The sequence below is a fragment of the Chryseobacterium sp. LJ668 genome (assembly GCF_019613955.1).
Classification (GTDB): Bacteria; Bacteroidota; Bacteroidia; order Flavobacteriales; family Weeksellaceae; genus Chryseobacterium.
Genome location: NZ_CP080443.1, coordinates 1,879,402 through 1,893,482 on the forward strand (window position 1 = coordinate 1,879,402; position 14,081 = coordinate 1,893,482).

Here is a 14,081-nt window from a genome sequence, read left to right on the forward strand (position 1 = left end):
ATCTAAAACAATTCATTAACACTAATTAACAAACTTATGTGTCCATTTGGATTTAAATCTTTATAATATGAAGAAAATATTACTAATTTTTGCCTTTATATTGGCATTTTTAACTAATGCTCAGGTAAGTTCTTATAGTTTCTTGCAATCTAACGGAACTTATACACCTTTAGCAGCATCGTCTGCTACTGTTCTGGCAACTGCGACATCAGCCAATTCGCTTGATAACGCAGTATATCCGGTTACATTGCCGTTTAATGTTTCATTTAATGGAGTAAACTATTCAGCTTTGAATGTTTCTACCAATGGATTCATTACTTTCGGAACTACAGTGCCAGGAACAGCAACTTATTCTCCGATTTCAAGTACGGAAACATATGCCGGTGCGATTTCTGCATGGGGTAGAGACCTTAATGCTATAGCGAATGTTACCAGTGTTTTTGGAAATGTAAGCTGGGGCGTAGAAGGAACGGCTCCCAACAGAGAAATTGTAGTGCAATGGACTGATTTCAGACCTGCTTACACAACATCTGCGACAAATGCTTATACTTTCTCTTTTCAAATTAGATTAAGAGAAACGTCTAAAACTATTGCTGTCGTTTATAAGAGCGGATCATATCTTGCAGGTACTACAGCAATTGCTAACACAGTGCAGGTTGGTCTTAGAGGGGCTACAAATGCTGACTTTAACAATCGATTAAATTCAACGGCTCAGGCTTTCAACAGTTCTACAGCAGGTACTGCAAATACAAGTGCTCAGGCATATAATACTTCTGCTGCAACACCGGGAATGCCGGGTGACGGACTTACGTATACGTGGAGTCCTCCAAGCTGTTTTGCACCTTCAGGTTTAGTTTCTAATGCAACATCTCCTGTATCCGCAAATATTGGCTGGTCAGCACCTAGTACTGTACCTGCAAATGGATATGAATATATTGTATCTACAACCAATACAACTCCACTTCCAGCCACAGCAGGTACGCCTACAACAGCACTATCAGTTCCTGTGAATACACTTATTACAGGTACAACTTATTATTGGTGGGTAAGGTCAATTTGCTCTACTACAGATAAAAGTACATGGGTAGCAGGTCCTCCGTTTACGCCTGGTCAAATTGGTTCTGGTACAGCTTCTTCTGGAAATTTACCAATATATTCTTGCTTTGGTTATAACTACTCTCAACAGATTTATACCGCTGCTGAAGTAGGTGGTGCCATTGGTACAAACAATTTTATTACTAAAATAAGATTCTACGTAGAGTCTACCGCAACTACTCAGGCCAATTATAACCAGTGGGTAGTTTATATGGGGAATACAACACAGGCAAATTTTGCCACTACGACGAGCTGGGTTCCATTATCAGGTATGCAACAAGTGTATACCGGTACTTTACCAACCATGACTAATGGTGGTTGGGTTGAATTGAATTTAACAAGTCCTTTTGTTTGGAACGGTACTTCAAATATTGTTATAGCAGTAGATGAAAATGCATCAGGTTACTCTTGTACTCAAAACTGGGGTAATTATCCTGCTGGTACCAATAGAGGTATTCTTCAGTATAGTGATTCTGTGAATGCAGATCCAGGTGCACCTCCTACGGCTAGTGCCAGATATTCTGATATTCCAAGAGTACAACTTATTGCTATAGCACTACAGCCATGTACAACTGCTCCACCAGCTAATATTACAATGGGGCAAATTACAACAACATCCGCAAGTGTTTCTTGGACTCCAACTATTGGTGCAACATATATTCTTAGATATAGAATTGCTCCAAGTGGTCCATGGATAACAGTTCCCTTAAATACACCGCTTACAAGCAACTATACAATGGTAGGCCTTCAGGAATTAACAAGTTATGAAGTTCAGATTGCGACCATTTGTGGTGGTACTACAGGAGCCTTTTCTCCTAGTACAACCTTTACAACTCCTGCTATATCGTATTGTTCTGCTGCAGCAACAAGTGCAGATGAATATATATCAAATGTTACTGTAGCGCCTCTTGCTTTGGCAGCAATGAGCAGCACATCAGTAATGGCTACAACTGGACCTTATTATTCAGATTATACTGCAGATCCTGCAAGATTGGTTTCACTAATAAGAGGTTCTGCAAACAATAGTATTTCTGTTACAAAAGCATGGCCACCAGGAGGTACTCAGTATTCAAACGCAGTAGGTGTTTGGATTGATTTTAACAGAAATGGAATTTTTGAAACTACTGAAAGAATTCTAACTGGTCCTAGCAATGCTACAGCATTGGTAACGGGTACTTTTTCGGTGCCGACAATCGCTTCTGGACTTGTTTATACAGGAAACCTAACTACAAGGATGAGAGTGATCATCCAAGAATTTACAGATCCTAGTCCATGTGGAAGTTTTAGTTATGGAGAAGTAGAAGATTATTCAGTTAAATTTATCGATTTACTACCGTGTACTACAGCTGCACCTACTCCGATAACAGTGTCTAACCTTACATCTTCGACAGCATTCGTTTCATGGTTGCCAGCTGCAAATGCTAATTATCTTATTAGATGGAGAGAGGGAGCTACAGGCCCATGGATACCTTCTAATACAGGTTTGGCTCTTCCTGCGGGACAAAGTTATCATACGCTTACAGGTCTTACAGAACAAACTGCTTATCAGGTACAAGTTGCTACTATATGTAATGGAACTACAGGTGCCTTTGGTGCTTCGGTGAATTTCACAACTCCACCATTAACATATTGTAATATGACAGGAACAGGTACTATCGATCACATTTCAAACGTGAAAGTGACACCGGTGAATTTCCCGGTAATGGATAATACTTCTGTTCAGACTAATTATATCAGTTATAATACACCAGCAACGTTAATCAATTTAGAAATTGGATCTACTGGAAATCAAATATCAGTAAGTAAAGCTTGGACAGGAACAAACACCTTTGCTGATGCTGTTGATGTTTACATTGATTTTAACAGAGATGGAATATTTGCTGTTACTGAAAGAATCATGAATTCTGCATCAAGTACAACTACTCCTGTTACAGCTACATTTAATGTTCCTGCTACTGGTGTTTATACAGGACCTTACAATACCACAATGAGAGTTATTCTGAAACGTGGAAGTGCTCCTGTAATGTGTGCTAACGCAGATAATGGTGAAGTAGAAGATTACGCGGTTAAATTAAGACCATGTAGTAATGTTACCCCAACAAACGTAACAGTTACCAATATTACTCACGTTTCTGCTACAGTAGGATGGACGTCAGGTCTAAACAATAACGCTTTTGTGTTAGAATACAGACCAGTTACAACTCCTGCATCAGCTTGGACGGTTGTTAATGCTTCGGTTTTAGCAGGTAACCCGCCGGTACAGCTTACTGGTTTGACGCCAGCGACAATGTATGAAGTAAGGATCGCTGCAAAATGTGGAAGTGGCGGATTAGGTGCTTATACGCCTAGTAAAACATTTACTACAAGATGTGATCCTACACCTCCGAATGTTACAATAACAAATGTTACTGCGACTTCAGCAGTTGTTACCTGGAATCCTATAGTTCCTAGTGCAACATATATCATCAGATACAGACCAGTAGGTACTGCAACATGGATTTCTGTAACAGCTCCGGCGCCACCAGCAAACTCTGTTACACTTACAGGATTAACATCTTTTGTAACATATGAAGTGCAAGTTGCTAATATCTGTGTAGGTGAAACGACTCCAAATCCATGGTCAAATCCTCAGGTGTTCACAACAGTAAGAATTTGTGAAATACCACCTCCGGGATTAACTATTACTACATTGACGCCAACAAGTGCAGAAGTTACTTGGAGTGCATATACAGGTCCGGGAGCTACTGGTAGTTATATCTTAAGATATAGAAAAGTAGGTATTCCTAGCTGGACAAACATTCCGGTGAATGTAAATACGTACACGATCACAGGATTGTTAGAATTAACGAAGTATGAAATGCAGGTAGCAAACGTTTGTACAGGAACACCTGGAAACTTTACGCCTCCTTACTTCTTTACTACACCGACAATTGTATATTGTCAAATGTCATCAACAAGTTCTGCAGCAGGATTTATTGAAAAAGTGACGGCCAAACCTACTGGTAAACCTGAAATGATTAATGAGTCTCTTGGATCTACCTATACTGATTATACTGGCTTTACAGGAGTTCCGGTGAAATATATTGAAATGATTCAGGGTTCTTCAGGAAATCAGATTACAATTGACAAAAACTTAGGCTCAGGTACAAGTGCAGGAGTTGCAGTTTGGATCGATTTTAACAGAAACGGGTATTTCGACATCAATGAAAGAGTTCTTGCAGACGGACCAAATACCAACCCTACTGCCAGCGCAACATTCAGTGTACCTGCTGATGCATTTGTAAGCATGACAGATTACAAGTATGTAACGATGAGAGTTGCAATGCAGAAAGATGGAATTCCGGTAAACTGTTTAAGCTTTGCCGATGGTGAGGTTGAAGACTATACAATTAGAATTTCTAAACTTGGTGTACCAAACGCAGTTAACCAAACAGAAATATTGATTTATCCGAATCCGGTTAGCACAGTTTTAAACGTAAAAAATATCAGCAAAAAGGCGAATTATAAAATTTACAGTGCAGCAGGACAAGTGGTATCAAGCGGGCTTATCTTAAATAATAAGATTGATGTCAGCAAATTAATTAACGGATTATATGTGATCGACATAGAAGATGTTAAAGGTACTGTACAGAAGAAATTTATTAAAGAATAATTAAATACTTATAAATAACAGAATAAGCTCTCAGAAATGAGAGCTTATTTTTATATAAATTCGACAAACATTAAGAAAACCGCTGATCAATCAGCGGTTTTCTTAATTAAAATTATTCAATTTCAAAGATGATTTTCTCAGTCTGCTCCTCAAGATCATCAAGACTGGTATTATTGTAGATGACAAAATCTGCCTGTTTTATTTTGTCTTTTTCCGGCATCTGATTACTCATAATAGTTTCAACTTCACGGTAGGTTTTTCCGTCCCTGTCCATAACCCTTTTTATTCTGATGTTGTCTTCTGAAGTTACTAAAAGTGATTTGTAGCATTGAAGATGAAGTTTCAGTTCAAACAATAATGCTGTTTCTTTAAAGACTAAATATTTTGTTTGTTTAGAAACCCAGTTTTCAAAGTCCAATCGTACTGCCGGATGGATAATTTCATTGAGCTTATGTAATAAATCAGTATCAGTAAAGACTCTTTCCCCAACAAATTTTCTATTATACAGCCCATTTTCATCATAAGAATCCGGGCCTAGTAGTTCCTTAATTTTATTCTTCAAATCTTCATTGTCATTTACAATCGTCTTAGCTCTTTCATCTGAATAATAAACAGGAAAACCACAGTTTTCAATATAGTGAGCAACAGTCGTCTTACCCGAACCAATACCTCCTGTAAGACCGATTATTTTTGAAGCAGAATCGGGTTCTGCTTTTGGGGTTTCTGTAAGTAATTCGTCCATAATTAGTAACCAAAAACTTCATTAAAGCTGTATGTTTCATCCAGACGCACTCCTTTTTCAGTCATTTTAAGGCTGGCCAATTCATTATAAGCGTCGTGCTCAAAGAACAGTAAATAGTCATTATCAATGCATTGTTTTAAAAACTTAGCTTTTTCTTCTACGGTTAAAAGAGGTCTTGTATCGTACCCCATTACGTAAACCTGAGGTATATGACCAGCAGTGGGGATCAGATCAGCGGCAAAAACAATTGTTTTTTCCTGATACTGAATTACAGGAAGCATTTGTTTTTCGGTATGTCCATCTACAAAAATGACATCCATTTTAAGATCTGGTGTAAAACCGTAATTTCCATTCGTGGGAAGAGGTAAGAAACCCAGCTGGCCACTTTCTTCAATAGGTAAAATGTTTTCTTTCAGAAAACTCGCTTTTTCTCTTGCATTTGGTTCGGTAGCCCATTTCCAGTGGTTTTCATTGGTCCAGAACTGAGCGTTTTTAAAAGCCGGTCTGTAGCCTGTTTTATCATCATTCCATTCTATTGCACCACCACAGTGATCAAAATGCAAGTGGGTAAAGAAAACGTCAGTGACATCTTCTTTTACAAAGCCATATTTTTTTAAGTTTTTATCTAGATTATCATCGCCCCAGAGAGAATAATGACCGAAGAATTTATCGTCCTGTTTATTTCCAAGACCACAGTCTACAAGAATCAATTTTTTCCCATCTTCTATTAGTAATGAGCGGGTTCCTAACTCAATTAAATTTCTTTCGTCTGCAGGATTGGTTTTTTCCCAGAGACTTTTCGGGACGACGCCAAACATAGCTCCGCCGTCGAGCTTAAATTTTCCGCATTGGATAGGATATAGTTTCATATAATATTTTATTTAAATGTATAGTTCTTTATGTAAAAGTTTTAGACTAAAATAGCTCACCAGGATTTCGCGGGATTGCAATATTCAGATGTCGATACGCTTTTTCAGTGACCTCTCGTCCTCGAGGAGTTCTGATGATAAAACCTTCCTGAATCAAAAACGGTTCATATACTTCTTCCAAAGTCTCTGGGTTTTCAGCAATTGATGTTGCCAAAGCAGAGATTCCTACAGGTTTTCCCTTGAAATTTTCAATCATAACGCGCATGATCTTATTATCCATTTCATCCAATCCGAATTCGTCAACATTCAAAGAATTCAGGGCATACTTGGTAATGTTGATTTCAATTTCTCCATTTCCTTTAATTTCAGCGAAATCGCGGACTCTTCTCAGCAAAGCATTGGCGATTCTTGGAGTTCCTCGGCTTCTTCTCGCTATTTCAATGGCTGCATCTTCGTAAATTGTTACGCCTAAAACTCTTGCGCTTCTTATAATGATAGTAGAAAGAAGCTCTATTGAATAATACTCTAATCTGCTTTGAATCCCAAATCTGGCAAGCATTGGTTTGGTTAGCATTCCGCTGCGTGTGGTTGCGCCTACTAAGGTAAAAGGATTTAAACTGATCTGAACACTTCTCGCATTAGGACCCGTTTCGAGCATAATATCAATTTTATAGTCTTCCATTGCAGAATACAGGTATTCTTCTACTATAGGAGATAGACGGTGAATTTCATCAATAAAAAGAACATCATTTTCTTCTAAATTAGTCAATAAACCGGCTAAACTTGCGGGCTTATCCAAAACAGGACCGGAAGTGATTTTGCAATTTACTCCCAATTCATTTGCTATAATATTTGATAAAGTCGTTTTTCCTAAACCAGGTGGGCCATGGAGTAGTACGTGATCTAGTGCACCACCACGGTTTTTTGCGGCAGCAACAAAAACTTCGAGATTCTCTAATGTTTTTCTTTGACCGGCAAAATCTTTAAAACTCTGCGGGCGAATTTTTTCTTCCTGTATGAGTTCGTCATCGGAATAATTTTCCTTATCAGGATGTAAAAAATCTGGCATTAATTCATTTCATTTACCTCAAAGATAGCAAATTTAAGATTAGACTGAGACGGAGATTGATGAAAATTTCAGACTAAGTTTAAGGTAAAACAGCATACAAGTCTTATGAGATACCATTTATTAAATTGATATATTTTAAGTAATTTTGATAGAGAAAATTTCAGCGTCGCGGTTTTTCGCTCTAACCTTAATCTTAACTTTAATTTTTAATGAAACTAATAGGACCATTTAAGCAAATCGTAACATTATCCAACCTTTCTTTAAGAGGAAAACTATCAGATGAACAGCTTGAGATCATTGTGGATGGCGGAATTTTAATTGATCAGAATAAAATTCAAGAAGTAGGAAATTTCGCAGATTTAAAATCAGAAAATCAAAGTATAGAAATAGAAAAAATTGAAGGTGAGCAGATTCTTCTTCCTGCATTTGTAGATTCTCACACTCATATTTGTTTTGGAGGAAACCGTGCGAATGATTTTGCTATGCGCAATGCAGGTAAAACCTATTTGGAAATTGCAGAAAGCGGCGGCGGTATCTGGAGCTCTGTACAACACACTAGACTGGCATCAGAGGATGAATTATTAAAAACTTTGCTGGAAAGAATCAATATTTTAATTTCTTTGGGAATTACAACGATTGAAATAAAAAGCGGATATGGTTTAGATGTGGAAAATGAACTCAAGATGCTCCGAATCATAAAAAAAGCCCAGTTGGAGACTCAAGCCACATTAATATCAACTTGTTTGTCCGCACACCTAAAACCAAGAGATTTTAACGGTGATAATCAAGAATATCTAAATTATGTTCTGACAGAAATTTTACCAAAAGTAAAAGAAGAAAACTTATCAGAAAGAGTTGATATTTTTATTGAGAAATCAGCATTTCAGCCTGAAGAAAGTAAAGAATTTTTATTGAAAACTAAAGATTTAGGTTTTGAAATTACGGTACACGCCGATCAATTTACAGCAGGAAGTTCAAGAATTGCAGTTGAAGTCGGTGCAAAATCTGCTGATCATCTGGAAGCAACAATAGACGAAGATATAGAGTTTTTAGCGCTATCAAATACCGTAGCAACTGCTTTGCCTGGTGCAAGCCTTGGGCTGGGAGAAAAATTTACTCCGGCAAGGAAACTATTGGATGCTGGCGCAATTTTGGCAATAGCCAGTGATTGGAACCCGGGTTCAGCTCCTATGGGAAATTTGATTACACAGGCTTCCATTTTGGCAACCTATGAAAAATTGACTACAGCAGAAGTTTTAGCAGGAATGACTTTCCGTTCGGCTTATGCATTAGGTCTTAATGATAGAGGTAAATTGGATAAAGGGTTAAAAGCTGATTTTGTAGCTTACAAAACCGATAATTTTCAGAATGTATTGTATAATCAAGGGAGCCTGAAAATTCAGAATGTGTATATTGACGGTCATAAAATTAAATTATAATAATATAAATGAATCAAAATATTTGGCTAGGCAGAACAGATGGTGAGGAACTACTTTATCACAGAGTTTTTCAAAGAGTACAAGAGATCAACAACTACGATCTAGTTTCAACTAACGATTTCGTTTTACATGGATTTGCTGTTGATGAAGGAGTAAAAAGAAATAAAGGCAGAGTAGGCGCAAGACATGCGCCGGATGTCATTAGGAAAAATATGGCTAATTTTCCGGTCATTCTTCCTGATTTTTCAATGCTCGATTTTGGAAATATTACCTGTGATGATGAGAATTTAGAAAAAACACAGAATGAGCTTGCTGAAAAGGTTGCAAAAGTTTTAAATAAAGGAGGAAAGTCTATAGTCCTTGGTGGGGGACACGAATTGACCTACGCTCATTATTCAGGAATCAGAAAAGCTTTTCCCGATAAAAAAATAGGAATCATTAATATTGATGCGCATTTTGATAACCGCAAACCTGAAGATGAGGTGGGAGCAAGTTCTGGAACCGGATTCTGGCAAATCGCACAAGAAGAAAATAACCATACATTACATATCGGGATCCAACGAAATTCAAATACTTTAAAATTATTTGATACCGCCCATCATTTGAGTATGAAATATATTTTGGCTGATGAATTATTTTTCGAAAATCTTCCTTCAGTTTACGAAAGGATCACCGAGCTCACAGAATCAGTCGATGTTTTATACCTTACTGTTTGCATGGATGTTTTCAATGCGTCAATTGCACCCGGCGTTTCTGCAGCAGCATACAACGGATTATTCACAGATGCTGCTTTTATGCATTTTTATAAACATATTCTCAAAAGTCCTAAACTTATTGCCTTAGATGTGGCAGAGGTAAATCCTCAGTTTGATATTCAGGAAAGAACTTCCAGATTGGCTGCAAGCTTAGTCAATGAATGGTTTATGATTTAAAAGACAAATTTATTAAATAGAAATAATCATCTTTTTAAATTGATCTAAGGAATATATTTTTGCTTCCTTTACGATGCTTTAGACAAAAGAATAATTCGTCTTTTGATTTTTAAGAATATACAATGGAACAATCAGTAGAAAATAAACTTTTAAAAGCCGATAAAGCTTTTATAGAATGGAAAAATGTATCGTTTGCTGACAGGCAAAAATTAATTAAAAAAGCTGCAGAATTATTAAAAAACAATTCAGAAAAGTTTGGTAAAATCATAACCAGAGAAATGAATAAGCCTATTTCACAATCAATCTCTGAAGTGGAAAAATGCGCTCTGATGATGAATTATTATGCTGCAGCAGAAAATGTTTTACGGCCTGAAAAAATTGATTCTGAATATTCTATTTCGGAAATTCATTATGTTCCTAAAGGTGTAATTCTCGGAATAATGCCGTGGAATTTTCCTTTCTGGCAGGTTTTAAGATTTGCGGTGCCTGCAATTTTATCTGGAAATACGGTAGTTCTGAAGCATGCATCAATATGTTTTGGGAGTGGAAATACGATTGAAGAAATATTTTTGGAAGCTGGTTTCCCGGAAGGTGTTTTTCAAAATTTAGAGGTTGGTCATAAGGATGTGAAAGAAATTCTTGAGCATCCGGTCATCAAAGGGGTAAGCCTTACCGGAAGCGAAAAAGCTGGTGCTGAAGTGGCATCAATTGCCGGACAGAAAATTAAAAAATCTTTGCTTGAACTCGGCGGAAGTGATGCTTTCATCGTCTTAAATGATGCAGATCTGGATGAAGCAGCGAAAGTAGGTGCTTTGGCAAGACTTCAAAATTGCGGACAGACTTGTGTGGCAGCCAAAAGATTTATTATTCAAAGAGATATAGAGTTTGATTTTCTTCCAAAATTCATTGAAGAATATAAAAAATATGTTCCTGAAGATCCGATGAATAAGGAAACAAAATTGAGCGGTATGGCAAGAGCAGATTTAGCTGATGATTTAGAAAAACAATATCAGAAAGCTTTAGATCACGGCGCAGAAGCGATTATTCCTTTAGAAAGAATTTCTGATACAGAATTTAATCCAGGATTAATTAGTATCAAAGAGGGAAATCCTATTTTGCAGGAGGAGCTTTTCGGGCCTTTAGGGATCGTGATGATTGCAAAGGATGATGATGAAGCTTTGGAAATGGCCAATAATATTCCTTTCGGGCTCTCAAATTCCGTCTGGACTCAAAACAGAGAACGGCAGCAATTTTTCATCAACGGCCTAGAATCCGGAACAGTTAATATCAACAGAATGACAAGTTCTGACCCACGCTTCCCGTTTGGAGGAACGAAATCTTCGGGTTATGGTACTGAGCTTTCTTTGTTAGCTTTGAAAGAATTTGTCACGGCAAAGACCATTTTGGGGAAATAATTAATGAGAAATATCTTACTAATAACTATATTTTTATCATTTACTTTTGGATATGCGCAAAGGCTATTTACCCTAGACCAATATGCAATAATGATATTTATAAAAGTAGAGTAGAAAAATATTATGTTGAGGAAAGACTTGATAAAGAAGATTTCCAATAAAAAAGCTCTCGATTTTCGAGAGCTTTTTGTTTTTATAAGAGAATATTACACTGTTGTTAATCTCAGCGTATTCGTTTTTCCGCCTTCGTATGATGGAGTAGCATTGATATTAATGACAAAATCTCCGCTTTCAATATAACCGTAATTATGAGTCAGCATATTGACCTGGATGATCGTTTCATCTGTAGATTTATTCATATCGTAATAATAAGCACGAACTCCCCAAAGTAAATTCAGCATTGTGATTACCCTTTTATTAGAACTGTAAACGATAATGTGCGAATTGGGTCTGTGAGCAGAGATCTGAAATGCAGTATATCCTGAATTTGTTAATGTAACAATCGCAGAAACGTTAGTGCTTTTTGCAATTCTTACGGCTGCAAGACAAACTCTATTTGTGATAAATCTCTCATCAATACAGTTAAAATCTTTCTCAATCGGCTCATTTTTGTGCTGATAAAAATTGGTCTGTTCAATGTTCCGAACAATTTTAGTCATATTTTCCACTACTTGGATAGGATATCTACCCACAGAGGTTTCTCCTGAAAGCATTACCGCATCTGCGCCATCCAGTACAGAGTTGGCAACGTCATTGACCTCTGCTCTTGTAGGAGTTAAGCTGTTGATCATCGTTTCCATCATCTGGGTAGCAATAATAACGGGTTTAGAATAAAACCTTGCTTTCTCAACCAATGTTTTCTGAATTGCCGGAACTTCTTCCATCGGAACTTCTACACCAAGATCACCACGGGCAACCATAATCGCATCACATTCCAATAGAATTTGTTCGATATTTTTTACACCTTCCGGCTTTTCAATTTTTGCAATGATCGGAGTTTTGAGTTTACCATTTGGATGTTTAGATATCAATTCTTTCAGATCGATAATATCCTGCGCATGACGTACGAAAGAAAGAGCGATCCAGTCTACTTCCATATCAAGCATAAAGTTTGCATCCAGAATATCTTTTTCGGTCAAAGCAGGAAGCGAAACGTTGGTATTAGGAAGGTTAACTCCTTTCTTAGAACTCAATGGTCCACCCTGAATAGTTTTTGCTTTTACAGTATCTATTTTGTTTGTTTCAAGAACCTCTAAAACCAGTTTACCGTCATCAATCAAAATTCTTTCTCCTACGTTTACATCCTGAGGAAACTGCTGATACGTCATGTAAACTTTTGTGGAATCACCTTCAATTTTTTCGTTGGTGAAAGTCAGTACATCACCTGGATTTAAATAAGAACCTTCTTTTACAACTCCAACTCTAAGTTTTGGGCCTTGTAAATCGGCTAAAATACCAACAGAATATCCGTATTCTTTATTAAGTTCTCGGATTGATTGAATATTGGTACGAACCAGGTCGTAATCTGCGTGTGAAAAATTTATTCTGAATACGTCAACGCCAGCTTTCATCAATCCTAACATTACTTCCTTTGAAGAAGAAGCGGGCCCAAGCGTTGCAATAATTTTTGTTTTCTTTAAATACTTATTCATAATACTGTATTATTTGATAAAGTTCTTCTTCAGAACTTAGATTGTAATCCTGTATCGGAAACACAAGATTTTCAGGCAGCAAAATTACGGAAAAATCAGGGAATTGTTCCGGACTATGCAGAATATATTCTACTTCTGCCTGATTATTTAATAAAAATTTAATATTTTCTTCTTCTGAGAAAAGTTCTGTCTGTACCTTTTTTTGTTTACTGTCTGAAGATTTATTAGAAATAAAAGTGAAGCAGGTTTTTGTAAACCGATGATAACCTTCAAATCTAGGGAAATAATAATCGTAATAAATACCGTGAAAGGTTAGATCTTTTATTCTTGAAAATTTAAAATCGTTGCTGCAGTTTATTTTGAAAAAGAACTCATGATCGGGTATATTTTTAGCTAATCTTACCAATCCTATGGTAATATCTTCAAATTCTATATCGTCAAGATCATACAGTTTTTGGACTTCCAAGTATATTTTCTTTTTTATTTAAAATATAAAATGCTCTCTGTGCTGCCTTTTCTTCTGCTTTCTTTTTAGATGTTTCGGTAGCATTGGCAATTTTCTCATCATTCAGCCATACATGACAACGGAAAACAGTACTCTTATTCACTTGAATTTCTTCGCAGGTTTCATATTTAATGTTAAGCTTTTTCTTTTGGCTCCACTCCAGCAGCAGACCTTTGTAGCTTACAATTTTGTTTTCAAGCTTATTGATTTCTGATGGTGTTAGAAGTTGTTCTAACACAATTCTTTTGCATGTATCGTATTGAAAATCAAGGTAAACGGCTCCTACCAATGCTTCAAATAGATTACCGGCAATATTATCTCCCAAAGCAACAGAATTGTTGTTTTTTTGTAAAAGATCGGTAAGTTTTAAGTCTTCTCCCAGTTTATTAAGGTTCTTCCTGTTTACAATCTTAGATTTCATCTGTGTCATATATCCTTCGTTACCTTGGGGATATGTATGAAACAGATGGCATGAAACAATTGTACCCAAAACAGAATCTCCCAAAAACTCGAGTCTTTCGTAGTTGCTGTCTTGATTTTTAGAAGAACTTTTAATAGAAAAAGCTTCACGGTAAAAGTTGATATTTTGTACTGGCGTGCCTAAAATTTTATTAAGCTCTATGCTCAGAAAATAATCTCTTTCCGTTAAAACTTTTTTTCTTTGTTTGAGAAGGAATCTAGAAAAGTATTTCTGTAACTCCATTCAGTAAT

Annotated in this window: 10 protein-coding genes; 4 read left to right on the top strand and 6 right to left on the bottom strand. The window is 36.6% G+C overall.

Translation table 11 applies throughout. The features are described 5' to 3' along the window. Window positions 1-67 precede the first annotated feature (67 nt). The gene (locus K0U91_RS08780; RefSeq protein WP_220180787.1) at window positions 68-4,747 is read left to right on the top strand and encodes a fibronectin type III domain-containing protein; all 4,680 of its coding nucleotides are present in this window, start codon (window positions 68-70) and stop codon (window positions 4,745-4,747) included. 112 nt (window positions 4,748-4,859) lie between these two features. On the opposite strand, the gene coaE is transcribed toward K0U91_RS08780, so the two are convergent. Genes coaE through ruvB form a run of 3 tightly spaced genes read right to left on the bottom strand, consistent with a single transcriptional unit; the run spans window position 4,860 to window position 7,427 of the window. Continuing rightward, window positions 4,860-5,489: a dephospho-CoA kinase gene (gene coaE, locus K0U91_RS08785; RefSeq protein ID WP_220180786.1), complete on the bottom strand. Its 630-nt coding sequence runs from the start codon at window positions 5,487-5,489 to the stop codon at window positions 4,860-4,862. 2 nt (window positions 5,490-5,491) lie between these two features. Continuing rightward, the gene (locus K0U91_RS08790) at window positions 5,492-6,358 is read right to left on the bottom strand and encodes an MBL fold metallo-hydrolase (protein WP_220180785.1); all 867 of its coding nucleotides are present in this window, start codon (window positions 6,356-6,358) and stop codon (window positions 5,492-5,494) included. A gap of 46 nt (window positions 6,359-6,404) precedes the next feature. Then, window positions 6,405-7,427, bottom strand: coding sequence for a Holliday junction branch migration DNA helicase RuvB (gene ruvB, locus K0U91_RS08795; RefSeq protein WP_220180784.1), 1,023 nt, complete (start codon window positions 7,425-7,427; stop codon window positions 6,405-6,407). 209 nt (window positions 7,428-7,636) lie between these two features. Between ruvB and hutI the strand changes: the two genes are divergently transcribed. The 3 genes from hutI to K0U91_RS08810 all read left to right on the top strand — a co-directional run bounded on the left by hutI (window position 7,637) and on the right by K0U91_RS08810 (window position 11,213). Continuing rightward, window positions 7,637-8,866 carry an imidazolonepropionase gene (gene hutI / locus K0U91_RS08800; RefSeq protein ID WP_220180783.1) on the top strand — a complete coding sequence of 410 codons (1,230 nt, stop codon included), beginning with the start codon at window positions 7,637-7,639 and terminating at the stop codon, window positions 8,864-8,866. An 8-nt stretch (window positions 8,867-8,874) separates the two neighbouring features. Further along, on the top strand, window positions 8,875-9,798 hold the full coding sequence (gene hutG / locus K0U91_RS08805; protein ID WP_220180782.1) for a formimidoylglutamase: 924 nt from the start codon (window positions 8,875-8,877) through the stop codon (window positions 9,796-9,798). 122 nt (window positions 9,799-9,920) lie between these two features. Next, window positions 9,921-11,213, top strand: a complete 1,293-nt coding sequence (locus tag K0U91_RS08810) for an aldehyde dehydrogenase family protein (protein ID WP_220180781.1) — start codon at window positions 9,921-9,923, stop codon at window positions 11,211-11,213. A gap of 206 nt (window positions 11,214-11,419) precedes the next feature. Here K0U91_RS08810 and pyk read toward each other — a convergent pair whose 3' ends face one another. The 3 genes from pyk to rnc are packed head-to-tail and all read right to left on the bottom strand — an operon-like array spanning window position 11,420 to window position 14,073. Next, window positions 11,420-12,865, bottom strand: coding sequence for a pyruvate kinase (gene pyk, locus K0U91_RS08815; protein WP_219970364.1), 1,446 nt, complete (start codon window positions 12,863-12,865; stop codon window positions 11,420-11,422). Then, the gene (locus K0U91_RS08820) at window positions 12,858-13,331 is read right to left on the bottom strand and encodes an IPExxxVDY family protein (RefSeq protein WP_219970365.1); all 474 of its coding nucleotides are present in this window, start codon (window positions 13,329-13,331) and stop codon (window positions 12,858-12,860) included. Before K0U91_RS08820 ends, pyk begins: the two co-directional genes overlap by 8 nt. After that, window positions 13,309-14,073 carry a ribonuclease III gene (gene rnc, locus K0U91_RS08825; protein ID WP_220180780.1) on the bottom strand — a complete coding sequence of 255 codons (765 nt, stop codon included), beginning with the start codon at window positions 14,071-14,073 and terminating at the stop codon, window positions 13,309-13,311. The genes K0U91_RS08820 and rnc overlap by 23 nt, the downstream gene beginning before the upstream one ends. Window positions 14,074-14,081: the final 8 nt, after the last annotated feature.

Bases quoted from the DNA above. Each gene is read 5' to 3' on its own strand.
- ruvB (WP_220180784.1), bottom strand. From the start codon at position 7,427: ATGCCAGATTTTTTACATCCTGATAAGGAAAATTATTCCGATGACGAA.
- coaE (WP_220180786.1), bottom strand. From the start codon at position 5,489: ATGGACGAATTACTTACAGAAACCCCAAAAGCAGAACCCGATTCTGCT.
- pyk (WP_219970364.1), bottom strand. From the start codon at position 12,865: ATGAATAAGTATTTAAAGAAAACAAAAATTATTGCAACGCTTGGGCCC.
- rnc (WP_220180780.1), bottom strand. From the start codon at position 14,073: ATGGAGTTACAGAAATACTTTTCTAGATTCCTTCTCAAACAAAGAAAA.
- K0U91_RS08810 (WP_220180781.1), top strand. From the start codon at position 9,921: ATGGAACAATCAGTAGAAAATAAACTTTTAAAAGCCGATAAAGCTTTT.
- K0U91_RS08780 (WP_220180787.1), top strand. From the start codon at position 68: ATGAAGAAAATATTACTAATTTTTGCCTTTATATTGGCATTTTTAACT.
- hutI (WP_220180783.1), top strand. From the start codon at position 7,637: ATGAAACTAATAGGACCATTTAAGCAAATCGTAACATTATCCAACCTT.
- hutG (WP_220180782.1), top strand. From the start codon at position 8,875: ATGAATCAAAATATTTGGCTAGGCAGAACAGATGGTGAGGAACTACTT.
- K0U91_RS08790 (WP_220180785.1), bottom strand. From the start codon at position 6,358: ATGAAACTATATCCTATCCAATGCGGAAAATTTAAGCTCGACGGCGGA.